Source organism: Dyadobacter sp. CY323, assembly GCF_021390245.1.
Taxonomy (GTDB): Bacteria; Bacteroidota; Bacteroidia; order Cytophagales; family Spirosomataceae; genus Dyadobacter.
The window spans coordinates 148,122-170,934 of the sequence record NZ_JAJUXH010000010.1; the positions used below are offsets into that span (position 1 = coordinate 148,122).

General features: G+C 42.1%; 24 protein-coding genes. 7 read left to right on the forward strand and 17 right to left on the reverse strand.

Annotation, left to right across the window (positions count from 1 at the left end):
- Positions 1–11 precede the first annotated feature (11 nt).
- Positions 12–1,268 carry a metallophosphoesterase gene (locus LZG72_RS15995; RefSeq protein WP_233874373.1) on the reverse strand — a complete coding sequence of 419 codons (1,257 nt, stop codon included), beginning with the start codon at positions 1,266–1,268 and terminating at the stop codon, positions 12–14.
- Positions 1,269–1,437: 169 nt separating this feature from the next.
- On the opposite strand from LZG72_RS15995, the gene LZG72_RS16000 reads away from it, so the two are divergent.
- Entirely contained in the window at positions 1,438–1,659 is a 222-nt protein-coding gene (locus tag LZG72_RS16000; RefSeq protein WP_233874376.1) for a hypothetical protein, read from the forward strand.
- Between the two features lie 20 nt (positions 1,660–1,679).
- Here LZG72_RS16000 and LZG72_RS16005 read toward each other — a convergent pair whose 3' ends face one another.
- Complete coding sequence (locus LZG72_RS16005; RefSeq protein ID WP_233874378.1) at positions 1,680–2,240, reverse strand: YqgE/AlgH family protein; 561 nt, start codon at positions 2,238–2,240, stop codon at positions 1,680–1,682.
- Between the two features lie 145 nt (positions 2,241–2,385).
- Between LZG72_RS16005 and LZG72_RS16010 the strand changes: the two genes are divergently transcribed.
- The gene (locus tag LZG72_RS16010) at positions 2,386–2,907 is read left to right on the forward strand and encodes a gamma carbonic anhydrase family protein (protein WP_233874381.1); all 522 of its coding nucleotides are present in this window, start codon (positions 2,386–2,388) and stop codon (positions 2,905–2,907) included.
- 418 nt (positions 2,908–3,325) lie between these two features.
- On the opposite strand, the gene LZG72_RS16015 is transcribed toward LZG72_RS16010, so the two are convergent.
- From LZG72_RS16015 to LZG72_RS16035, 5 genes are all read right to left on the reverse strand, one after another.
- The gene (locus LZG72_RS16015) at positions 3,326–3,922 is read right to left on the reverse strand and encodes a hypothetical protein (RefSeq protein WP_233874384.1); all 597 of its coding nucleotides are present in this window, start codon (positions 3,920–3,922) and stop codon (positions 3,326–3,328) included.
- An 84-nt stretch (positions 3,923–4,006) separates the two neighbouring features.
- Positions 4,007–4,513 (reverse strand): hypothetical protein, encoded by a 507-nt coding sequence (locus LZG72_RS16020; protein ID WP_233874387.1) that lies wholly within the window; start codon positions 4,511–4,513, stop codon positions 4,007–4,009.
- 51 nt (positions 4,514–4,564) lie between these two features.
- Complete coding sequence (locus LZG72_RS16025; RefSeq protein WP_233874390.1) at positions 4,565–5,155, reverse strand: hypothetical protein; 591 nt, start codon at positions 5,153–5,155, stop codon at positions 4,565–4,567.
- A gap of 3 nt (positions 5,156–5,158) precedes the next feature.
- On the reverse strand, positions 5,159–5,893 hold the full coding sequence (locus LZG72_RS16030; RefSeq protein ID WP_233874393.1) for a T9SS type A sorting domain-containing protein: 735 nt from the start codon (positions 5,891–5,893) through the stop codon (positions 5,159–5,161).
- Positions 5,829–7,004, reverse strand: a complete 1,176-nt coding sequence (locus LZG72_RS16035; protein ID WP_233874396.1) for a zinc-dependent metalloprotease — start codon at positions 7,002–7,004, stop codon at positions 5,829–5,831. Before LZG72_RS16035 ends, LZG72_RS16030 begins: the two co-directional genes overlap by 65 nt.
- 250 nt (positions 7,005–7,254) lie before the next feature.
- Here LZG72_RS16035 and LZG72_RS16040 point away from each other — a divergent pair, with 250 nt between their 5' ends.
- Complete coding sequence (locus LZG72_RS16040) at positions 7,255–7,599, forward strand: helix-turn-helix domain-containing protein (protein WP_233874399.1); 345 nt, start codon at positions 7,255–7,257, stop codon at positions 7,597–7,599.
- Here LZG72_RS16040 and LZG72_RS16045 read toward each other — a convergent pair.
- Together LZG72_RS16045 and LZG72_RS16050 are read right to left on the reverse strand one after the other, a co-directional pair.
- Positions 7,596–8,225, reverse strand: a complete 630-nt coding sequence (locus LZG72_RS16045) for a DedA family protein (RefSeq protein WP_233874402.1) — start codon at positions 8,223–8,225, stop codon at positions 7,596–7,598. The two genes, LZG72_RS16040 and LZG72_RS16045, sit on opposite strands and share 4 nt — an antisense overlap.
- A gap of 40 nt (positions 8,226–8,265) precedes the next feature.
- Positions 8,266–10,155 carry an ABC-F family ATP-binding cassette domain-containing protein gene (locus LZG72_RS16050; protein WP_233874406.1) on the reverse strand — a complete coding sequence of 630 codons (1,890 nt, stop codon included), beginning with the start codon at positions 10,153–10,155 and terminating at the stop codon, positions 8,266–8,268.
- A 139-nt stretch (positions 10,156–10,294) separates the two neighbouring features.
- On the opposite strand from LZG72_RS16050, the gene LZG72_RS16055 reads away from it, so the two are divergent.
- A complete protein-coding gene (locus tag LZG72_RS16055) occupies positions 10,295–11,281 on the forward strand; it encodes a formylglycine-generating enzyme family protein (protein ID WP_233874409.1) in 987 nt (328 codons plus the stop codon).
- A 27-nt stretch (positions 11,282–11,308) separates the two neighbouring features.
- Positions 11,309–12,652, forward strand: coding sequence for a Gfo/Idh/MocA family protein (locus tag LZG72_RS16060; protein WP_233874412.1), 1,344 nt, complete (start codon positions 11,309–11,311; stop codon positions 12,650–12,652).
- 366 nt (positions 12,653–13,018) lie between these two features.
- Here LZG72_RS16060 and aroC read toward each other — a convergent pair whose 3' ends face one another.
- Both aroC and LZG72_RS16070 read right to left on the reverse strand, forming a co-directional pair.
- Positions 13,019–14,098 carry a chorismate synthase gene (aroC, locus tag LZG72_RS16065; protein ID WP_233874415.1) on the reverse strand — a complete coding sequence of 360 codons (1,080 nt, stop codon included), beginning with the start codon at positions 14,096–14,098 and terminating at the stop codon, positions 13,019–13,021.
- 6 nt (positions 14,099–14,104) lie between these two features.
- Complete coding sequence (locus tag LZG72_RS16070) at positions 14,105–15,505, reverse strand: BatD family protein (protein ID WP_233874418.1); 1,401 nt, start codon at positions 15,503–15,505, stop codon at positions 14,105–14,107.
- Positions 15,506–15,610: 105 nt separating this feature from the next.
- Between LZG72_RS16070 and LZG72_RS16075 the strand changes: the two genes are divergently transcribed.
- Positions 15,611–15,814: a hypothetical protein gene (locus LZG72_RS16075; protein ID WP_233874421.1), complete on the forward strand. Its 204-nt coding sequence runs from the start codon at positions 15,611–15,613 to the stop codon at positions 15,812–15,814.
- 82 nt (positions 15,815–15,896) lie between these two features.
- Here the strand turns inward: LZG72_RS16075 and LZG72_RS16080 are convergent, their stop codons facing one another.
- The 6 genes from LZG72_RS16080 to LZG72_RS16105 form a co-directional block, all read right to left on the reverse strand.
- A complete protein-coding gene (locus LZG72_RS16080) occupies positions 15,897–17,660 on the reverse strand; it encodes a tetratricopeptide repeat protein (protein WP_233874424.1) in 1,764 nt (587 codons plus the stop codon).
- A 75-nt stretch (positions 17,661–17,735) separates the two neighbouring features.
- On the reverse strand, positions 17,736–18,683 hold the full coding sequence (locus LZG72_RS16085; protein ID WP_233874427.1) for a substrate-binding domain-containing protein: 948 nt from the start codon (positions 18,681–18,683) through the stop codon (positions 17,736–17,738).
- Between the two features lie 221 nt (positions 18,684–18,904).
- Positions 18,905–19,729, reverse strand: a complete 825-nt coding sequence (locus LZG72_RS16090) for an energy transducer TonB (RefSeq protein WP_233874430.1) — start codon at positions 19,727–19,729, stop codon at positions 18,905–18,907.
- 27 nt (positions 19,730–19,756) lie between these two features.
- Positions 19,757–20,335: a biopolymer transporter ExbD gene (locus LZG72_RS16095; protein ID WP_233874433.1), complete on the reverse strand. Its 579-nt coding sequence runs from the start codon at positions 20,333–20,335 to the stop codon at positions 19,757–19,759.
- Positions 20,336–20,369: 34 nt separating this feature from the next.
- Complete coding sequence (locus LZG72_RS16100; RefSeq protein ID WP_233874436.1) at positions 20,370–20,984, reverse strand: biopolymer transporter ExbD; 615 nt, start codon at positions 20,982–20,984, stop codon at positions 20,370–20,372.
- Between the two features lie 61 nt (positions 20,985–21,045).
- A complete protein-coding gene (locus tag LZG72_RS16105; protein WP_233874439.1) occupies positions 21,046–21,885 on the reverse strand; it encodes a MotA/TolQ/ExbB proton channel family protein in 840 nt (279 codons plus the stop codon).
- A gap of 623 nt (positions 21,886–22,508) precedes the next feature.
- Between LZG72_RS16105 and gatC the strand changes: the two genes are divergently transcribed.
- Positions 22,509–22,796: an Asp-tRNA(Asn)/Glu-tRNA(Gln) amidotransferase subunit GatC gene (gene gatC, locus LZG72_RS16110; protein WP_233874442.1), complete on the forward strand. Its 288-nt coding sequence runs from the start codon at positions 22,509–22,511 to the stop codon at positions 22,794–22,796.
- Positions 22,797–22,813: the final 17 nt, after the last annotated feature.

Sequence of the window (22,813 nt, forward strand, 5' to 3'; positions counted from 1 at the left end):
AATTTTAACTTTCAGGCCTTCACCAGTTCAAGAATCGTTATTTCAGGCAAAATTCCAACCCTACCTGGATAACCAAGATAACCAAAACCCCGATTGACATACAGATACTGATCATTCTCCTCGTATAGCCCCGCCCATTGTTTATAACGATATTGCACCGGGCTCCATTTCAGCTTACCAATTTCAACCCCGAACTGCATTCCATGAGTATGGCCTGCCAGCGCCAGGTCAATGTCTTTGTATTTGGGCAAAACCTGCGCTCCCCAATGGCTTGGATCATGTGATAACAGAATTTTTACCGGATAATCCTCTGTATGCTGATACGCTTTTTGAAGATTACCATACTTGGCAAAATTGCCAGCGCCCCAGTTCTGAATCCCGATTAATCCAATTTCCTCTCCGTCCACCCGGATCGCCCGGTTTTCATCGAGCATCAAATTCCAGTCAAGCAACTGATGCGCTTTTCTTAAGTCAGATAGGTTATTATTTTTGGCGTTCACGTCGGGCCATTGAAAATAATCACCGTAATCATGGTTTCCTAAAACCGAATGTACACCCAATGGCGCCTTCACTTTGTCAAATATATTGATGTAATCTCTCACTTCAACTGCGCGGTCGTTTACAAGGTCACCCGTAAAAAATGCAATATCCGGTTTTTCTCTCATCAGCATTTCCACCCCTCCTTTTACAGCTGTTTTGTTAAAAAAACTGCCTGAATGGATGTCTGAAAGTTGGGCGATTTTCATTCCGTGAAATGCGCGGGGAAGATTTTTGAGTGGAACCTTTACGCGCCTAATGCGATAATCATGTGCACCCGACAGGATCCCGAATGCGAAAGTCCCCATTAAACCCGTACCTGCCACCACGGCTGTTGTCGCAAGAAACTGCGATCTTGGAATGACATGCTCACCTGTCTCCGGAGAAATAGTTGCCGCAGAAGGCATAAAGAAACTAACGATCAATTGGAAAAAACGTCGGATGTCATCGATCAGCAAAATCAGTACCGCAAGTAACTTTGACAAATACGGTATCGCAATGAAAGCAATAACGAACGTTCGGGTAGAGCTTTTGAAATAATCCGCGGGGAGCAACTGCATTCCGATGTATGAAAGTAGCGTCAGAAAGGTGAGCCCCCAATACGCACCACCAACCAGGCGCTGGGTGAAGGGTGACAAATTCCGGATGGCCAGCCTCAAACCCTGCCAAACGTACCAGTCAATTGCAACGAGAATGAAGGTTAATATTAAAAAAAAGAAGGTCCGATTCATTAGTATAAAAACGTAATCATATTGACTTTAAACGCAATGCCTGGTTTTCTCGTTCGGCATCCCCCGCAGATTGTGAATATTATGTACGACCTGAATCAACGACCGCATCAAAGGCGGATTTTACGAGCTCAATGGTTTTTGATAATTTTGAAACCTCAATTAAAGAAATATGGCAAAGTTTGATTTTAAAAGATTTCACATCCGCTCAATGAACGCAGGGTCGGATTCAGAACGGGCGGAGATTAACCGGGAGTTGAAAGATTTGTATGCAGGTCTGTCTGAGGATGATCAGAAATTATTTAATGAAGAATTACAACATTTTCTGACGAGTGCTGTCTCGAGAATAAAGTCGGATTATGAATCGGTAAAAGGCCTGGATCGCCCAAATTGAAGTTATACCTGCAATACAATTTAGTTAAGACGCGGGTCAATCGGGTAATGCGCGATCGATCGGTACTCTCCACCCATATTGCGAAGAATTTCGCGCCAGAAGTTACCCGGGGGCGTTGTAAACAAAAAGTCAGAGGTCGTATTGGATACAATCCATGAATCCTGGCTTAACTCCTCGTCCAGCTGCCCCCCGCTCCATCCCGAATAGCCGATAAAGAAACGGACATCGTCCTGTTGTAGCGTATTCAGGTTCAGTAACGTTTTCACACTTGTGAAATCGCCGCCCCAATATACATTCTTCATAATCTCAGCACCTCCGGAAATGAGGTCGGGTCTGCGGTGGATAAAGTGTAGCGTGTTCTTCTCGACCGGCCCGCCCAGGTGCAGGGTAATATCCTGATAGATAGTTTCTTCTAAGACGTCTCCCAAAAATAAATCAGTCGTTTGGTTCAATACAAACCCAAAACTTCCCTGATCATTGTGCTCACACATCACAATCACACCCCTCTCAAAATTCGGGTCACCAAGAAAAGGCTTGGCAATTAACAGACTTCCTTTTGAAACATTCATAACTGAAGACATAACCTGCAGATAAAATTAGTTCACTCGAATATATTCACTTTTTTGGTAACATTTTTAACGCCTATGGGAAAGGTATCGCTGGTTTTGGCTATTTTCCACAAAACTGTAATTATAAACGCATCCGAAATAAAAACAGCTACACATTATGGCACTTATAAAATCCGTGCGAGGACATCTGCCCCAGTATCCCGAAAGTTGCTGGTTTGCCGAAAATGCGACCATTGTTGGTGATGTTATTCTGGGAGAGAACTGCACTGTCTGGTTCAATGCGGTGATCAGGGGGGATGTGAACAGCATCCGGATCGGCCATCATTCAAATGTCCAGGATGGGGCTGTGATACATTGTACCTATCAACGTTTTTCTACAACGGTGGGCAATTACGTATCCATTGCACACAATGCAATTGTCCACGGCTGTACAATTGAAGACCATGTTCTGATTGGAATGGGGGCAATCGTTATGGATGGGGCAGTTGTGGGAGAAGGGTCGATTGTGGCGGCTGGAGCGATTGTAACGCAGGGGACGAAAATTCCGCCGGGCACCATCTATGCAGGCAATCCGGCAAAATATCTCAAAGATGTTTCCCAAGAGTTGAATGCGGCTATTGACCGAACAGCCAATAATTATATTGTGTACTCTGGTTGGTTTAAGGAAGAAGAAAGGTGATGAAAAATTCCTAAGTATTTGGCTGCCGAATCGACTGCATAAAGACCAGCACATGACGTCTTACCACTCGATTAGTAGCACCAAAATAAATAATTACAGATAACGCGATCCAAATCAGGCGTCTGGTCATGCTTCTATTCATCGGCTGTCCATTAACCCAATTCACAATCAGGATAACAAGCACACAGAATAGTAACGCACAATTAAATAACCAGGTCAGTTTACTGCTGTATGCATCTACACTAAAGAATATTATGGTAATGAATTGAACTAGCAGTATGATATAAATGAAAATTCTCGAGAGAATAATGGCTCTTTTTATGTTCATCCCTTGTATTAACAAACTAATGATATTTACAGAGTACTACTTTTGGTGCAGTTACTTCCATTATAAAAATAAATAATATACCTCCGTTCTTCACTTTCTGCGTAAATCCATTATTTTGGTATGAAATTTACCTTCCCTAAATCGTAACGTATCTGGTAAGGTATGGTCAGAACCTTCCCGCTCTAGCACAAAGGTTAATTGGAAAGTTCCTTTTATTTCTTTTGACTTTTCATTATAACTTTCTATTTGCAAAAAGTTATTCTCGCTCTCTAGAATCTTGTATTCATCACCGATAACACAGCCATCGTCAATCCAAGTATATAAAATGCCATAAACCGGATCGCTTTCATTACAGTGATCCATGATATAAGGTATTACTTTGTATTTACCTTTCACAATCGGCACTTTTTTTAAATAAAGATTCTGCCTAATATATCCTTCACTCGTATACAACTCCGCATTAATAATGTAATACTCCCGCTTGCAAGGCATTGCACTTCCCGCCGCTCCCGATGCTGTTAATCCTTGAACGACTTGATACCCATTCCGATACGTCTTATTCCACTCCTGCCCGTTCATTTTTGTAGTAAAAAAACCCCAGGAAGGATTTCTTGGCCTGGCGTCGTATTGTAGATTACAACTCATACTAGCTACCAGAAGGACAATAAAACAAATGATTCGGCTCATAGCTATTTGATCAAAGAATTCTAACTAAACCTACTTTTTACCTCATCGCTAGTAACTAAGAATAACCGATTAATTAACAATCACTTAAAAATGAACCGGCCAGAAAAAAGGAATAAAGTCAACACCAGCTAATTTTAGCGAATCAACTTTAAAAATGTACTTTTCTTTCAAATACTGCTCAATTAGTTTCAGGTCATTTGGTAAAATTTTTGTGTCTCGACTCAAAACAAAATTTATTTCCTTTATTACTCCATGCTTATCTATATAATATTGAATACGTAGTTTTTCATTGCCAAGTTTTTCCATCCTATCGCCAATAGCGGCAGTAATAATTCCTTTCACTTTAACTTTTTCAGTATCGTCGGTATGTACAAATTTTAGGTACTCTCCCTTGATTGCCTGTGGCATGACTACCCGTCTTTTAAATAATCTGTTATTAATATTTCGGACAACAAATCGCTGTTCAATTTCACTAGGTTTAGTTACCAGGAAAGTTGTGTTACCTGAAATAATCTTGTCTCTAGAATAAATTGATTGACCATTTACTAAAAAAGGAAATATTAATGTCAGAAATATGGTTACCGTTTTCATGTAATTCTGATCTTTTGCGCCTTGCTCGACCCATTGCGTGTAAGGCTCTTCTCACTTCCTGCGTAAATCCATTATTTTGGTATGAAATTTACCTTCTCTAAATCGTATCGTGTCTGGTAAGGTTTGGCCAGAACCTGCTCGTTCCAGTACAAAAGTTAATTGGAAAGTTCCCTTAATTTCTTTCGACTTATCATCATAACTGTCTATTTGCAAGAAATTGCTCTCGCTAGTCAAAATGTTGTATTGATCATCCATTACGTCGCCAAATTGAGTATATAAAATACCATACACCGGATCGCTATCACTACAATGACCATTGATATAGGGTGTCACTTTATATTTGCCTTTCACAATCGGCACTTTTATCAAACTTAGATGCTGCCGGACTTCTCCCCGGTCCGTATACAACTCAGAATTAATATAATAAAATTCTCCCTTACAAGGCATTGCACTCCCAACCGCTCCCGTTGAGATTAACCCTTGCACGACCTGATATCCATTCCGATACGTTTTATTCCAATCTTGCCCATTCATTTTTGTAGTTAGAAAACCCCAAGAAGGATTTTTTGGTCTGGCGTCGTACTGTAAATTACAACCTATATTGACTACCAGAAGGATAATAAAAAGTACGATCCGATTCATAGCTTATTTGATTACAGTGATACGATTTATTCTGGTTTCGTTATTGGCCCGCAATCTGCACAAATATAGACCTGCTTGCACGTCCCGAGTGTTCCATTCTCTGGTATAGTTACACACTTCTAAAAACCCTGGACTACCACTTATTGATTTGATGATCTTCCCAGTTTGATCCAGAATATCGAGCTCTACCTTTGTTGACTTTTCAATGCTGAACTTAATTTTCACGACATCTAATGGCGGATTAGGAAAAGTTTTGAGGTTTTGACCCTCAATTGCAATAGGTTCGAAAACTCCGAAACGACCAGAATTAGGTATTTGAGCATCGACAGTCGTGAATGAGGTATAGGACTGTCCGTTCGTCGTAATGGTGCCTCTCAGAAACAAGGTTCGACTCTCATAAAAATACCAGGTAAGGATTTCACTATTAGATCCTGTTGCGTAATAATTTACCCCGTCTGAGCTGTATTCCCAGCTAAAACTATATGGGCCGAAACCGCATTTATAAACCATCTCATACGTCCGTGATCCTTCCGATGCGACATAAGTCGGTCCTTCCAGATAAACATTAAACGTCCCAGCCGGGTTAGGCCGGAAATTACCAACAATGGAACATGTCTCATTAATCCATTTTGCATTATTATGATCTGCCGTGCCTGTTGCTCTGCCTCCAACGTTAATACTCGGGTTTGAGAAATTCAGCAGCCTGTTGCTGCCGTTCGAAGTATGGGTGCTCATCATGGTGCGGTCCACATCCATAAGCCATCGACATATTATGTCCCTGAGCATAGTTGGGTATGTCTACATGGCCGTCATGGCGACAGCCAAATAAATAACCTACTTCATGTGGGAAAGTTTTATTTGCGGTCGCCGCCCATATCTCGACAATAGAAAATGATCGCTCATTTTGCAATTTGACTGACCCTGAGATTCCTCTCACATCCCCTTCAGAATAATACCCATCAGTAAAAAGCACAACCAAATCGGCCGAAAAAATATTTCTTAGTGTACTGGCTGAACCATTAGCGATCAGCTTTTCTAGGTCAGCGCCCATACCTTCATCTTCTATTAACCCAAAAGGTGCAACTCCTGCCAATGATAATATAGCGCCGCTTTGCACACCACTGTTATTAACAGTAGAATTGAATTGTGCAATGCCCATCGCCGCTATACTTTCTACTACGGCTATGCTACCGCCCGCAGCGTCCAATGCACTAGGTGTATACAGAACGAGGACTCTCGGATTTGTCTGGGAATTACATGGGTCCATCCTTTGTCCCGACAGATGGAAATCTTCCGCCGGAGGTTCAGCCGAAGATTCTTCCTTTTTTACTTTTATAGGAACGTCTCCACAGCCTACATAGTCGATTTGTGTGCTTTCAACTTCCTGTAACGTATAAAGCCCATTAGTTGGGGCTGGTACTATTTCGTAAACACCATCCGGCGTAGAAATATGCCCTTGAATTACCCCTTTATTTGCTAATAGAATAACAGTCTCGCGATCGTCATCCGTTTTACCAATCCACTCATCATCCTTTTCAGAGAAATACCTTATGCTTTTCCCTTTTGCTGTTATTACTTTGTTGCTGCCAGGTAAGTGCAAGGTGAGATAGCCATCTTTTTGAGCCTCGGCCAAGTTGCCCACTTTCACATAAGTAAGACTTTTAATATTTCTGTGTCGCTTTATAATTTGTTCATATTTTATTAGTGAATCGCTTTTTACAGCCTCTCCAATGGGAATTTCAGTGATGAAGTCATCTGTTTGCGCATAAGAAATCATTGTTGACAGACAAAAAATACTTACCATCAAAAAGCATCTGGAATAAAAACCAAAGAATGTTTTAGGGCTCATATTAATATTCGATTTAGGGTTAATTACCTCACAAATCAAATGAATTAATTCGGATACCCTTTTGCGGAAATCGCATGATATTTTGCGGTTTTCGCAAAACATTTTTAAAGGTTTATTTAACGGTAGTTTTTTACTGTGACCGTAAATCAGAAAATAGTTTCTATTTAAAAACAAGCTAATAGTACCTGAACAAATCAAAAAATTACATATAGATTTGTTGATCAGTTACACCTTTCCAACACACGCTCAAATGAATGATTTTGGCAGAAATTTTAGAAAGCTCAGAGAATCGGCCGGATTGTCGCAGGAAGGTCTGGCGGCAGTTTTGAAAATTTCAACTTCTGTCGTAAACCGGATTGAGAATAATAAAAGGAAATTGGATATTGGGTTGATTTACAAACTACCTGAGGCCCTCAATATGAATATTGGACAGGTTGTAACAGCAATTTGCTTCGGAGAAAGTTTGAAAAACAGGAATGGAGAAATCAACAATCCTTTATCCATGCATTATGAGAAAATAATCGAGGAGAAAAATCAAATAATCCGCGAGAAGAACCGGTATATCGATCAGCTTCAAGGTAATAAAATAAGCTAGCTCATTTCCTTCCGCGCATTTAAATATCCTTTTATAACTGTAAACGTTGTTATCGCCAGAAAGAACAGGATAATGTACTGGACGTAGTCAACGATCCAGGGAAAGCGTTCGCCGAAAAGAAAGCCGCCACCGGTTAATGTGCCGATCCAGATAGCGCCGCCTGCTACATTATTAATAAGAAATGCAGGAAAAGGCATTTTCACCAACCCGGCTAAAATCGGGGCAAAAGTACGCACAACCGGAAGGAATCGACTGATGATCAATGTCCTGCTCCCATACTTTTCGAAATAACTACGGGTAGTATCGATGTGCTTCTTCTTGAAAAAGAAGGAATCTTTCCTGTTTTCAAATATCCCACCAAAATATTTACCAAAAATGTAACCAACGAGCGAGCCCAAAACCGCAGCAGTGAACATGCAGATCAGTAATATCCCGATCGGTACGTTCAGAATGCCCGTGCCACAAAAGACGCCGGCAAGAAAAACGAGGTAATCGCCAGGAAGAAAAAAAGCAAAAAACAACCCGTTTTCCGCGAATACGATGAATGTAATAACAAGAAGCCCACCTGTACGTATCAATTCCTCAGAATTAAGAATGTATTGGAAGAACTCTATAATGGAATCCATATCGCACTTTTTAAGTCAAAAACAGGTCATTTTTTCAAAACTATGCATTTTCTGATAGTTCCAGCCATCTCATTTCTTTGTTAGCCTGGCTATCCGTCATTTCTTCAATTTGTGTTGCCCATTTGGCCAGCTCTTCATGGGTGCCGCCATTGTTTAGTTTTTCGACGAGTCTGGTCTTTTTCTTTTCCAGCTCGGCAATGTCAGATTCCAGCTGCTGCATTTCCTTTTGTTCTTTATAACTCAGCTTTCTTTTAGGTGCCGTGCCCGCCGGTACAATCTCTTTTGCAACAGGTGCGGTAACTGGTTCTACTGCTTTTGCCGGCGCCGACGGGGTGTTCTTTTTCAATACCTCCTGCTCATCCTGGTAATCTCGAAGCTCTGTGTAATTGCCGGGGAAATCGCTGATCTTACCTTCACCTTCAAAAACAAATATATGCTGCACCAGTCTGTCCAGGAAGTACCGGTCGTGGGATACGATAACCAGACAGCCCGGAAAGTTCAAAAGAAATTCTTCCAATACATTCAGACTGGCAATATCCAGATCGTTGGTCGGCTCATCCAGAATGAGGAAATTCGGCTGCTTGATCAGGATGAGCAGAAGTTGCAATCTTCTCTTTTCTCCGCCACTCAGTTTGGAAATGAAATCGTATTGTTTGGAGGGAGAAAACAGGAATGCCTGTAACAAATGTCCGACCGTTACCGTCTCGCCGGTTCCCAGTTGTACCACTTCCGCAACATCTTTTACGATATCAATAACCCTTTGATTTTCATTGAAGACCAGGTCTGATTGTTTGTAGTACCCAAATTGAACGGTTTCTCCTTTTACAATCTCGCCACTATCCGGAAGCAGCTCGCCGGTGATCATGTTAAGTAATGTCGATTTGCCCATCCCATTCTGGCCGACAATGCCTATCCGGTCCCCTTTCCGGAATGTATATTCAAATTTCTTGATCAACTGGCGATCGCCAAAACCTTTGCTTACATCGTTCAGTTCGATGATCTTGCTTCCAAGTCTTGATGTCCGCACATTTAATTCCATTTGCGTATCGAACTTCTTCTGACTTGCCTTTTCTTTCAGTTCCTCGAAAGCATCCACACGGTATTTGGCTTTGGTACCCCGGGCTTTCGGCTGTCTCCTGATCCAATCCAGTTCCTTGCGCATGAGGTTACGTGCCTTATCAATGCCCGCAGCCTCCATTTCCTCCCGCTCTGCCTTTTTTTCGAGAAAGTACGTGTAGTTTCCTTTATAAGAATAAGCCGAACCATGATCGAGTTCCAGCATTTGATTACAAACCGTATCGAGAAAATACCGGTCGTGGGTCACCACCAAAAGTGTCGTGTTTGAGGTATTCAGATATTCTTCCAGCCATTCGACGGTATCCAGGTCCAAATGGTTGGTTGGTTCATCGAGGATCAGAAGATCTGGATCTTCCAGAAGTACTTTTGCAAGTGCCACCCGTTTCCGCTGGCCACCCGACAAGGTGCCAAACAGATTCTCAGTATTATGGATACCTAGTCTCCCCAAAATTTCCTTGGTCCGGTATTCAAAATCCCACGCATTGAACTTGTCCATATCCTCCATAACCTCGGAGAGTTCATCATGGTTATCGGTTTCAATGGCGTGTTCATACCGTTTCACAACTTGCGCAACCGGATTATTTGAAGAAAAGATCACTTCAAGTACCGGCAGGGTTTCGTCAAAAGCGGGACTTTGATCGAGATAGCCGACACGAATGTCTTTCCGAATGCTTACTTCGCCCTCATCCGATGGAATTTTTCCAGTGAGGATGTTTAGGAATGTGGTTTTCCCGGTTCCATTCGTTCCGATCAACGCAACCTTATCTCCTCTGCTGATCCCGAAATTTATATTTCTAAAAAGCCATTGGTCACCGAACGACTTTGCAATATTTTCTGCTGACAGGTAATTCATAAATAAAAGTAAAATTCAATCACTACAAAGTTAGGATAGATATCAAACAACGAAGAAAAAATTCGTTTTAGTAGGGTAAATAGGCTAATATTGCCGCTTATATTCAGTTAGATGGTTCCATTGAACACATTACATTATCATGTACAAAAGATTTTTTTTCCTAATCTCAACGGTTTTCTTTTTTTCGAACACGCAGGCGCAGAACGCTAATTTTAAAAGTTACACACAAAAAATCGGAGGAAGTCCGCAGGTTTATGACATGGTCGCAGTACCTGGCGGTGAGTTTACGATGGGCAGCCCAGCTAATGAAAAGGGCCGCAGGGCAGATGAAGGTCCGCAGCACAAAGTAAAGATTGAGCCTTTTTGGATGGGCAAGCACGAAGTAGTTTGGGACATATATGATTTGTATGCTTTCAAAAATATGGAGAAGGAAATGGCTGCAAGACATCCGGATCCTGACAAAAGCGTTCAAAAAACAGATGCGAGCACACGTCCCAGCCCACCTTATGTAGATATGTCATTCGGAATGGGGCGATCAGGATATCCCGCAATTAATATGACACAGTACGCGGCGATATTATTCTGTAAATGGCTTTATGAAAAAACCGGGATTTTTTACCGGTTACCAACAGAAGCGGAATGGGAATATGCTTGCCGCGCGGGTTCTAAAACGGCCTATTCGTTCGGAAGCGACGAAGCAACGCTCGATCAGTATGCCTGGTATAGAAAAAACAGCGATGCGGCATATAAAAAGATTGGTACCAAAAAGCCGAATGCATTTGGTTTGCACGATATGCATGGAAATGTGATGGAATGGACATTAGATCAGTACATTCCTGATTATTATTCCAAAAAACCTGCGAACGAGGCATTTGCACCGGTAAGCGAATTGTACCCGACGGCTGTTCGCGGCGGTTCATGGGACGACGAGCCTGCGGATTTAAGAAGTGCAGCCAGAACCGCTTCTAAACCGGAATGGAAAATTCTCGACCCGCAATTGCCAAAAAGCGAATGGTGGATGACCAGCGCATCTTTTGTAGGTTTTCGCGTAGTAAGGCCATTAAAAGTACCTTCTGCCGAAGAAATCAAAGCGTATTACAGCCCGAAATTGATTGAAGATTATTGATTTTAATAAACTCTTATATTAAGTAGAATGGAACAAGATAGACGTAATTTTCTGAAAGCATCCGGCTTAATAGCAGGAGGTGCTTTGCTGAATCCATTGACAGGTTATGGATTCAACAGCGCGGTGGGAGAAACGATAAAAGTTGCTTTGATCGGCTGCGGCGGACGAGGAACTGGTGCTGCTGCGCAAGCTCTGAGTACATCTCAAAATGTACAGATCGTTGCAATGGCAGATGCATTTAAGGATCGACTGGATGAATCTTACAAAAATCTGACGGCCAAAAAATATAAGAATGCAGCTGGCGCTCCAGCGGACATCAAAACGAAAGTAGATGTTCCTGAAGACCGCAAATTTGTTGGATTTGATGCATTCAAAAAAGCGATCGCGTTGAAAGACGTAGATGTTGTAATTCTTGCAACTCCTCCGGGTTTCAGACCATCGCATTTTGAAGAGGCGGTTAAAAATAACAAGCACATTTTCATGGAAAAACCGGTTGCTACCGATGCTCCGGGAATCCGCAAAGTGCTCGAAGTTGCCGAAGAAGCAAAAAAGAAAAAATTGAATGTGGTTGTTGGTCTGCAACGCCATTACCAGGCGAACTACCGTGAAGCGATCAAGAGGATTCACGACGGCGCCATTGGAGATATCGTTGGCGGCCAGGTGTATTGGGTAGGAAGCAGCCCGTGGGTGAAGGAACGTCAGCCCAGCCAAACAGAGATGGAATACCAAATGAGAAACTGGTATTACTTCAACTGGCTTTGCGGTGACCATATTTCCGAGCAACACGTTCACAATATTGACGTTGCAAACTGGGTGAAAAAAGGATATCCGGTGACAATCCAAGGCTCCGGTGGACGCCAGGTTCGTACCGGTAAAGCATACGGTGAGATTTTTGACCACCATACATTAGACCTTGTCTATGCAGACGGAACTGTAATATCAAGCCAGTGCCGCCAGTTCGAAGGAACCTGGAATCGGGTTGACGAAGCGTTCGTCGGAACAAAAGGTCGCATTGATAGCTTTGAAGGCAAGAAAACTGCTTTAAAAGACTATAAAGGTGGCGTGATTTATCAACATGATGACAAAGGTGACAAAAACCCATATCAGGTTGAGCACGACGAATTGTTTGCTGCGGTTGCAAAAGGGGAATACAAATTCGCTGATGCAGAAAATGGCGCGAAAAGTACAATGACATCCATCATGGGACGTATGGCAACCTATTCGGGAAAAATGATCAAATGGGATGAGGCTTTGAACTCAGACATTAACTTATTCCCTGACAAGCTGGCCTGGGACGCATCTCCTAAGATTTTGCCTGGCCCGGATGGATTGTATCCTGTGGCAGTTCCTGGTAAAACTCAGGTTATATAAATCTTACAATGACTGAATAAAAAATGGCTCCGAAAGAGCCATTTTTTATTTGTAGGTAAAATATTAAAACAATCACTCCTGATACATAGCATTTTAAAAAAGGAGTTTTTATATTAGATAAGCAGATTTCAGTAACTGCATTTTTGTTGAACGAACTTATAGTAAGTGAAACTTGGTCTGAGAAACGCTGTACTTATTTTATTGGCTGGTCTGCTCGTCGTCGCTACCGGTTCATTTTTAAATGCCTCACGGGAGCATCTGTCTCACCCGGTTATTTTGAGTGGCCTTGCAGTTGAATTCATTGGTACTATCTGGCTTGTACTCAGTCTGAACCAAAGACGCAATAAACACAAGTTATAAGTATCGTCAGGCCTTACTTGATTTGTTTCTCAAATAAAAATCCGCCAGAACAAGTGCCGCCATTGCTTCTACAATTGGAACCGCTCTCGGCACAACGCAAGGATCATGTCGTCCTTTACCCTGTACAATAGCGATATTCCCATCCTGATCAATGCTTTCCTGATCTTGCATGATGGTCGCTACCGGCTTAAAAGCTACTTTAAAATAAATATCCTCGCCATTTGAAATACCTCCCTGTATGCCTCCGGAATGGTTGGTTCTTGTATGTACCTGGCCGGATTCATCCGTGAAGAAAGCGTCATTGTGCTGAGATCCCAGAAGCTCCACACCCGCAAATCCGCTGCCATATTCGAATCCTTTTACTGCATTAATACTGAGCATCGCCTTTCCGAGTTCCGCGTGAAGCTTATCGAACACTGGCTCTCCCCAGCCAGCAGGTACTCCTTTGATGACACAGCTCACGACACCTCCGACAGAGTCGCCGGATTTACGGACACTGTCGATATAGTCAAACATCTGTTGTGCCATTTCCAGATCGGGGCAGCGAACATCATTGGTTTCGGTTAATGCAAGGTTTAACGCGCCGTATTCCTTTTCCAGCTTCATAGTACCAACCTGCGATACATAAGCGGATACAGTTACTTTCTGATCATTCAAAAGCGTTTTAGCAACCGCGCCAGCCGCCACTCTTGCCGCAGTTTCACGTGCTGAACTTCTACCTCCTCCACGGTAGTCGCGGACACCATATTTGGCCTGATAAGTATAATCGGCGTGAGACGGCCTGTACTGGGCAGCAATATGGGAATAATCCTTACTGCGTTGGTCTTCATTCCGAATGAGCATGGCAATGGGTGTCCCGGTTGTTTTACCCTCAAACACACCTGATAACACTTCAAATTCGTCTGCCTCTTTACGCTGCGTTGTAATGCGCGACTGGCCCGGTTTACGCCTTGTGAGTTCGCTTTGTATAAACTCATTATTAAACGTGACTCCCGCCGGACACCCCTCTATAATCACTCCAATCCCTGATCCATGCGACTCACCAAATGTGGCAATCTTGAATATTTTACCGTATGTACTTCCCATTAACTATTATTTTCTGAGCACCCAAAACATTGTTATCAGCAAAACGACAACAATCGCATTGGTTACCTCTTTTAAAATTTGTTTAAAATCAAACCGCTCGCTGGTGCTATCGAGACTCTCTAAATTATCATAAAGGCCGGATGACCCACTAAATGCCAGATTTGCAAGCTTATAGTCCTCACCTCGGACCTGCAAAGATTTAGCAGACCTGAGCGTATCATACCGGGCTTTCGCCGAATTGAAGTACACCCATTGAAAATACCTTCCCAATGGAAAAGATCCGTCTTTTCTGGGTACAACAAAATAGTCAAACGTTTTTTCACCAATCACACTCTGGTTACTGCGTTTGATGATCTGGCTGACCTCAGGCGGATAAATATCGAATGAGGAATTCGGCTGCATTGTCGGGGCTGGGATGGCAGCGATGTTGCCAACACCTTCAACTTTAAACATATACCTCACACTCTCGCCAGGATAAACCAACTCAGCCGAAAGCTTCTCGTTCAAACTATATTGACCTACCGCAACCTGGTCGCGCAGCGGATGGTCAGGTAATTGTTCCACTTTGACCCAATTTGCCTTTGATCGGAACGCTTTCAGAACTTTCTTGTCCACATTCACGGCACTACTGTTGTCTTTCACGAGCATTTCCAGTTTTACCGACGGAAACTGAATGTCCTCAGTAGTGATCGGGAAAAGCCTTGCCTGGTACATGTTGTATTCGGTATACTTCCGCCCGCGAATCGTAACTTTCCTTTTAATAATTTCTTCAATTCCTACATTCTCTTCCCAGCAGGTAGTCGGTTTAACCGCTTTTAAAATCGTTTGCAGCTGTTCGTTAAAGCGGTAGAACTCCATTTCAACGGGTGTATTCTCAGCGATATAAAGTGAAATTCGCAACGCGAATCCCTGGCGAATGAACACTTGCTTTTTATCTGTCTGGACCGATAGAAATATATCTTCCTTATTAGGTTCGAAATCACTTTCTAAATTAGGTGTTTCCGCGGCCACAGGATTTTCAGTATCCTTACGGGCAGAGAATACCACCAATGTCTCTTCCGCATGCAGTCTTTGCCCGTTAACCGTAAGAAAAAATTGCGGAACAAGATAGCTTCCAGGCTTAGAAGCGTAATATTCCTGTGTGATAGTTTGTATCACCACCTTCTGCCCATCTACAATACTTATTGAACTTGTGGCCGATTTGCTCCTTTTCTCAAGATTCTTTATTTCCGGAAAAATAACGGATGGACGATTTTCCGCATCTCTCAAAACTACCGAAATAAGAAGTGGTTCTTCCAACGAAAGATTTTTGGAGCCAAATTCAATTGTAGAAGCATTATTAACTACCTGCGCACAAATTGTACTCGAAAAACACAAAATAATATTTAATAACGCATATAATTTCATGAATTATTTTCGTTAATTTTATTAGGATTTGCTGTGATCTTCCTGTTTCAGGAGATACTTTGTTCTGGTAAATAACGTCCCTAAACCACAAAACTACATAATACTATGGCCTCGATGCTTGAATACATAAAAATTATTCTGCAAAAAGTCAGCTTCGACAGAAGATTGTTTGAAAAAGAGTTGAGGAAAGCGATTCGTATGTTAATGCCGGCCGAAGTAAAACGTTTGAGACAGTGGTGTTATGACCATTATGCGACAATTCATTTACCCGTGTTAAATACATGCTTTGCACGTATATCATCTCTCTGATTCGATTTATTATTCCTGTGGTTTATAAAAGTGAAAAGGCCCTCGGAGTTCCGAGGGCCTTTTCAACTTATGGTCTTGTAAGTTATTGCTTTTTCTTTGGAGCCGCTTTTGGTTTAGCTGTGGTAGCAGCAGCTGGCTGAGCAGCAGGAGCTACCGCCAATCCTAACGCCTCCTTGGCAGAAGCGTTATCCGGATCAACCTTTAATAATTTCTCCCAATACTCCTTCGCCTTAGCTTCATCCTTCAAAGTCGTTTGACTATAAAAAGCCAGGTATCCGTAAGCCAGTTTCAAGTAAGATTTATATTTACTTGGATCCGGATCTTTTTCGGCAAGTTCAGTCAGCTTTTGATAATGTGGTGCTGAAATACCTTTGTCCACGTTCTCCTGACGATCGTAAGCATTGTACAGCGTACTTGCTCTCCAATAGTATCCATAAGGCCATTCAGGCAGTTTCTGCGTTACCGTCGCAAAAATCGAATCCGCCTTTAAGAATAACTCTCTTCTGGTAGCAGCAATCTTGGCGCTATCCGCATAGTTTGAATCCGCAGCCGTCGGCAGCACATAGCTTGTGGCAGTCTGGAAGTTAGCAAGACCGGTATAGTAATAATCGTTCGCCGTAGCCTTAGCGGTATCCAAAGCAATTCCTTTGGAATAAGTAGCCGCTGCATTCGGGAAGTCTTTCGCAGCATAGTATAGAGCAGCTACTTCTTTGTATGTTGTAGCAGCCTCTGCTTTGCTGGTATCCATGTCAGCTCCTTTCAGGATATAACGAACACCCGTTGAGTCGTACTTCTTTTCGTCAGTTACCTTTTGATTATACGCGCGACCCAGATATTTATAGTCATCACCGATAACCTTATCAGGGGCAATTTTAATGAACTCATTCAAATTTTCAATTGCCTTGTCAGGATCATTTTGTTTGAAGTAAGACCATCCATACATACGAAGTGTGATCGGGTTGTTGATCTTTCCTTTTATCTCTTCCAGCAATTGAAGTGATTTTGCATAATCATCGGCGGTAAACGCAAACTGAGCAGCGCGAAGCTTCATTTCTGGGTCAGTCGTTCCGCTTTTCTGGATATACAAATCAAAATTTTCAGCGGCTTGCTTATATTTCTGAGCGAAGAAATACAACTCTGCAAGGTCTTTATATGCGGGTGCAAAGTTTTGATCCGCCTCAATCGCCTTTTTATAATGTTCAAGAGCCAGATTGTAATTTTTACCGCGAAGGAAAATCTGACCAATTGCGTTGTGAGCAACAGCATAGTTTGGTTTTGCTGTTAATGCATACTCATAAGCAGTTGCCGCGTTACCACCTTCATTGCGAAGCATTAAAGCATCCCCTTTCGCCAGGTAAGCATCAGCAAGATTTTTGTCTCTCTTAACAGCCAAATCTAAAAGTCTGATCGCCTCAGCAGGATCATTATTCTTTTCGAAAAGTGTATAAGCTTCACCGATTCTGAAAAGTACCTCCGCATCTTTTCCTTTTTTCTTCTCCGCCGTGTCAAACAATTCCTTGGCTTTGGCGCGATCTCCTTTTGAAAGCGCAATGGTTCCAAGTCCCACCTGGTTCAGATATGACTTATCATCAATCGTCAGGCCTTTTTCGAAAGCTTTCTGCGCTTCATCCAGTTGATTAGTTTTAATATAATAGTATCCTAAATAATACTGATTATCAGCAGAAGGTGTACCTTCAGCAAGTTTTTTAAATAATGCCCCTGCGTCATTGTAACGTTCTCCGTGTATCAATGCAAGACCATCCTGCACCGTCTGCGCTTGTAAGTTCGCAAACGATAATAAACTAATTAACAGTGCTACTAACTTCATTTTCATGTTTCTGTTCATTTTTTATCCGGTTAAAATAATGATAAAAAATTTGGCTTTTCAATAACAAATCCAAATCTATTAAATTGTACTAGGTCAAAAGTCTTTACCAGTCGTTATTTCCAACTCGCGCGGGTAGGGTACCGTCGGCAATAAACCCATTTTCTGAATTATCAAACCTCCGACATCCCTCGCAATGTAAGTCATTAATCCTCCTCCAAGTCCCGAATAACCTTCACGACTAATTATGTAAAGATCTCTGAACAGGGGATACCGTTTGAACTCCAATCCACCCTGAAAAGGTTGAATGTAATCTGAAAGAGAATCCGGGTTTGCTTTCTTAGAAACGCCCATCACGTTGATTCCTTTGGACAATTCCTCAGATGCCAGAGAGTGTCCGTCGCTAATCCAATTAACCCCGATAAAACCCAGGTGTAGTGGATTTTCCCGAACATTCTTTATAACACTTTCATTTGATCCCGCGGAAATGATCCGCAATCCCTGTATGTCTTTTATTCCAAATTTATTTAGAATAAAATTCAAATTACTGGCATTGGCATTATCAAATACCAAAGTGATAGCTCCTTTCTGGTTTCCATCCTTCAACTGGGACCAATCCGTAATCCGGCTCTCCATTATACCCTTGATCTCCGACATGGTGATCAGACTATCGGAATTAGCCTTACCTGTAACCAGCGCCAGTCCATCAGTCGCGATATGCTGAAATTTCTGTGTTCCCTTTTGTTTTCGAATGATCTCTAACTCCTTCTCATTAAGCTGTCGCGTCGAAAAAATAATCCTTGCACTATCATTCAACAATTGCCTGATCGCTTCTTGCTCGGGCTTGTAATCAATTTCAAAATGTGCATTTGGATAAATACCTTCGTAGGCATTCGTTAGTGCATGAACCAACGGCTTAAAAGACTCATCTGAAGCAATGGTAATGGTTCCTTGTCTGGGGTTATCCAGGCTATCACTAGACTTGTCACAGCCTATAAGACCTACTCCTAAAACTAGCAAATAGCTGACAGACCTGAATTTCATGGCTCTTCCTGATTTCTTTTTCTCCAAACCCTATAGCCTCTGTAAGCACCGTATAAAATAAGTGTGCCAGCGAAGGCATATCTTGGAACACTTCCAATCGGTAACAATCTAAAAGACAAGGAGGAGAGAATCAAAAAGATCCCTCCTCCTATGTATGTCAGAGCCATTACGATAGAGGTTAGATCACTGATCTTCTCATGCAATGGTTTTTCCCTCATGAGTTACTCCAACTGGAAATTAATTGGCAAGTTATACTTCACACGTACCGCACGTCCTGACTGCTTACCTGGTTTCCATTTCGGCATTGCTTTCACAACACGAATGGCTTCCTCATCACAGCCAAATCCCAAACCTTTTAACACTGCCACATCCTGGATACTTCCATCGATATTAACAACGAAGGACATGAAAACCCTTCCTGAAACGTTGGCACGTGAAGCTGCACTTGGATACTTGATGTTCTTACTCAAATACTTGTACATCTCCGCAGTACCACCTGGAAACTCAGGCTGTTGCTCAACGACCGTAAAAACCTTTTCAGGTTCGGGAGCGGCCTCTACTACTGTACCTTTACTAGGTGCAGCTACTGCCTCGGGAGCAACGATGATTTCATTCGCATTCGGATCACCTTCTACCGTTTTATCAGCAACAACAGCTTCTTTAATTTCTTCAACTGTTGGTGGCGGAACTTCCTCAGGAACTTCTTCATCTTTCTTAACTTCCGGCGGTAAGAACTTCACCGTGTTCACCTTAGGTTGTTCAACCGGTGGCGGCGGTGGCGGTGGCGGTTCTGCCGGGTCAATTGGCGGCGGTGGTATCTTCATTAAATCCACCTCAATCATGGGCGCTTCTTCTTCCTGTCCGGCCGTCAATTTATTGATAATCGACGGGGTAAACATCGCCAGGATAAACAAGGCAGCACCGATCAAAGTAGCCTTCGTAACATCGGCACGATAGCCTCTGCGAAGTTCAAATGCACCGTACGCCTTATTACGATCAGCAAACACTATATCATCAAGCGTTGCATTCGGGCCTATTTCTGCCATGGCGCTTTAATTAGTTTTGATTAGTGATTAATTTTTATCTTTTATTTTATCACCAAGTAGCTTCTTCTCCGAATCGGTAAGATTGTCTACCAGCGCATAACGTTTCGACTTAGTAATGGCCATTTCATCCAATACGTCTACCATATTCTTATAAGTAGACACCGGTGTCGGCTTGATTACCACTACAAAAGCTTCGTTCCCTTTTTCATCCTTTGGGTTAGCTGCGTTGATACGTTTCTGGGAAGCAAAAATCACACTTCTGAGATCAAACCCATAGCGGGTTGTTTTCAAAGAAGCTTCTGCTTTGTCGTCATCCGCAGCAACACCGTCCAGATAATATACATCATCGTTTGCTCCCATAAAAAGGGTCAAAACTTTGGATGCTTTTAAAGGTTCGGTCTCTTTCTCTTTATCCTCTGTTTTATCAGGTACAGCGAGTGACATGGATGTCGGCTTGGACATCGTCGTCGCAAGCATGAAAAACGTGATAAGCAAGAAGCCCAAATCCACCATGGGTGTCATGTCCACTCGCGTGGACATTTTCTTGGCCCGAACCTTACCATCACCTTTGCCGTGCCCACCACCTGATTCTTCAATTGCTGCCATTTCTCTTCTTAATTAAAATGATACCTTTTAAGTACTATTCGTTTGTATAGCCAGCTGGTGCTTGTTCGCTACCTGTTATCAGGTTGAACTTGTTAATGTTCTGCGATTGCAGGTTAGCAAGTACATCTTTAAAAACAGGGAACTTAGACAAATTATCACCTTTCAAAGCAATCCGCAATTGGTTATTCGCTTTACGAGCTGCATAAACCCAATCAGCCAATTCACTTGCTCCTGTGGAATCAACCGGAATACCAGGCTGTTTCACATTCGGCATTTGCTCTTTTGTCATGTTCAGCCAGGGCTTCAATTGATTCAGAGGAAATCCAAAGCTGCTTTGTAATGCAAATTTAGCTTTCTCAGTTTCAGTGAATGTAATCCCCTTTGACTGACCTATATTTTCAAGCATTGCCGCACGAACTGGTTTCGCATCCACTCCAAAGAACACTTTACCCGCTTTGTCGATACTAATGACCATAATGTCATCATCCGGAACTTTGATCTGAGAAATCGAAGAAGGAGTGGTAATCTCAGCTTCGTTCGACTTAAAAGTCGCCGTCATAATGAAGAATGTCAGTAGTAAGAACGCCACGTCAGTCATCGCCGTCATATCTGTATGCGGGGCGTGCTTCTTAGGTCTTACTTTTGCCATAACAAATATATAAGTTTTTTGTATATTAACGTAACTTCACTATTAAATAGTTTCTCAACTATCAATAATGTGCAGCAAAATTTGATTGAAGGCTCATGCCGATCTCATCAATGCTGTAAGTAAGGTCGTCAACACGGCTGTTCAGGTAAGCGTAAGAAATAGTCGCGATAGCCGATGTACCAATACCAAGTGCGGTATTGATAAGGGCCTCGGAGATACCAGTTGCAAGAGCAGCTGAGTCAGGAGAACCTGATGTACCAAGTGCCGCGAACGCTTTAATCATACCAATTACCGTTCCAAGAAGTGCAAGAAGTGTAGATGCACCGGCAAGAGTTGCGATAATTGTAAGGTTTTTCTGAAGCATTGGAAGTTCAAGCGTAGTCGCTTCTTCGATTTCTTTCTGAAGAGCCGCCAGTTTTTGTTCTTTATCAAGCGCAGTTTCCGTAGTTAACTGCTTATATTTCAAAAGGCCTGCTTTAACAACATTACCAACAGATCCTTTTTGTCTGTCACATTCTTTGATTGCTTCGTCGATTTGATTTTTGTCGAGAAGGCTTCTCAACTTACGTACAAATGCATCGATGCTGCCTGATCCTGATGCTTTGTTCAAAGTGATCAGACGTTCGATTGTAAATGTTAACACGATGAGGAAACAAGTCATCAAAATTGGTACGATAGGACCTCCTTTGTAAACGATTCCGTAGTAATCACCATCGATTGGGCCTTTTGCGTGATCGCCATCCTTAAAGTGTTCCGGAGCTCCCAGAACGAAAATGTAAACAACTAATGCAATCGCGAATAGTAGAGGGATTACCAATGCCGGGTTCAAACCGCCTTTGCCTTTTGTTGCTGCCGCAGCAGGCTTTGGAGCTGGTGCCGGACTTGTAGCTTTCTTTTCCATCAGACTTACTTTTAAAGGTTAAATTGAGATTTTGGTTGTGAATTAAATAAAACTTTTGGTTAAAACTGGTTTTGGTAAAATATAATTTCGATTGCCTTTTAAATTATCGACTTCTACAAAAGTATGAGTTTTCCTTTTAAAAAAAAGCAAGCTTTTTGTCAGATTTTTTGTCGTTTTTTTGATCAGATTTTCTAAAAATTGCATAATTTGAAGAATGAACTGTTCAATATTTTGGCCTAAAATCCCGGTTCAATGCTGATTAAGAACCGTCTATCACATAATTGCAAATCTATATATAATTGTACTCTTTACTTCAAACTCTACTAACATGTTTTTCAAAGCCTACCTTTGTATTTCAAAATATTTCAAGATTAACTTAGAAAAGCAAATATTATTTTTCTCCTACTAAGTGTCTAGACAACAATTTTAAATTTCGCATAACTCTTTTTCCCTGGCACGCTGTCATTTTGTTCAAAATCGAGATGCGGAAAAGTTAACAATGTTGCTGTTTGCTGCTTCCACAGACATCTTTATCCAGGTGCGTCGGCGACGAATTGACAAAAATCCGGTAATTTTAGTTTTTGAATTACAAAGGCCCGCTAACTTAACAAATTCATAATACGATGAAAATAGATCAGGAATCACTTAAAAAAATTGCAAACCTCGCCCGGCTTGAAATCAAACCCGGAGAAGAGGAAGCTCTCCTGAAAAGTATGGATTCGGTGTTGACGTGGATGGACCAGCTGAATGAAATTGATACAGAAGGCGTGGAGCCGCTCACTCACATCATGGATGAAGTTAATAACTGGCGGGAAGATCAGGGCTCGAATACACTTAGCAGAACGGAAGCATTAGGCAATGCGCCTTCCAAAAATGATACCTATATAATGGTACCAAAAGTCATTGAGTAACAATGGGACAATTTGAC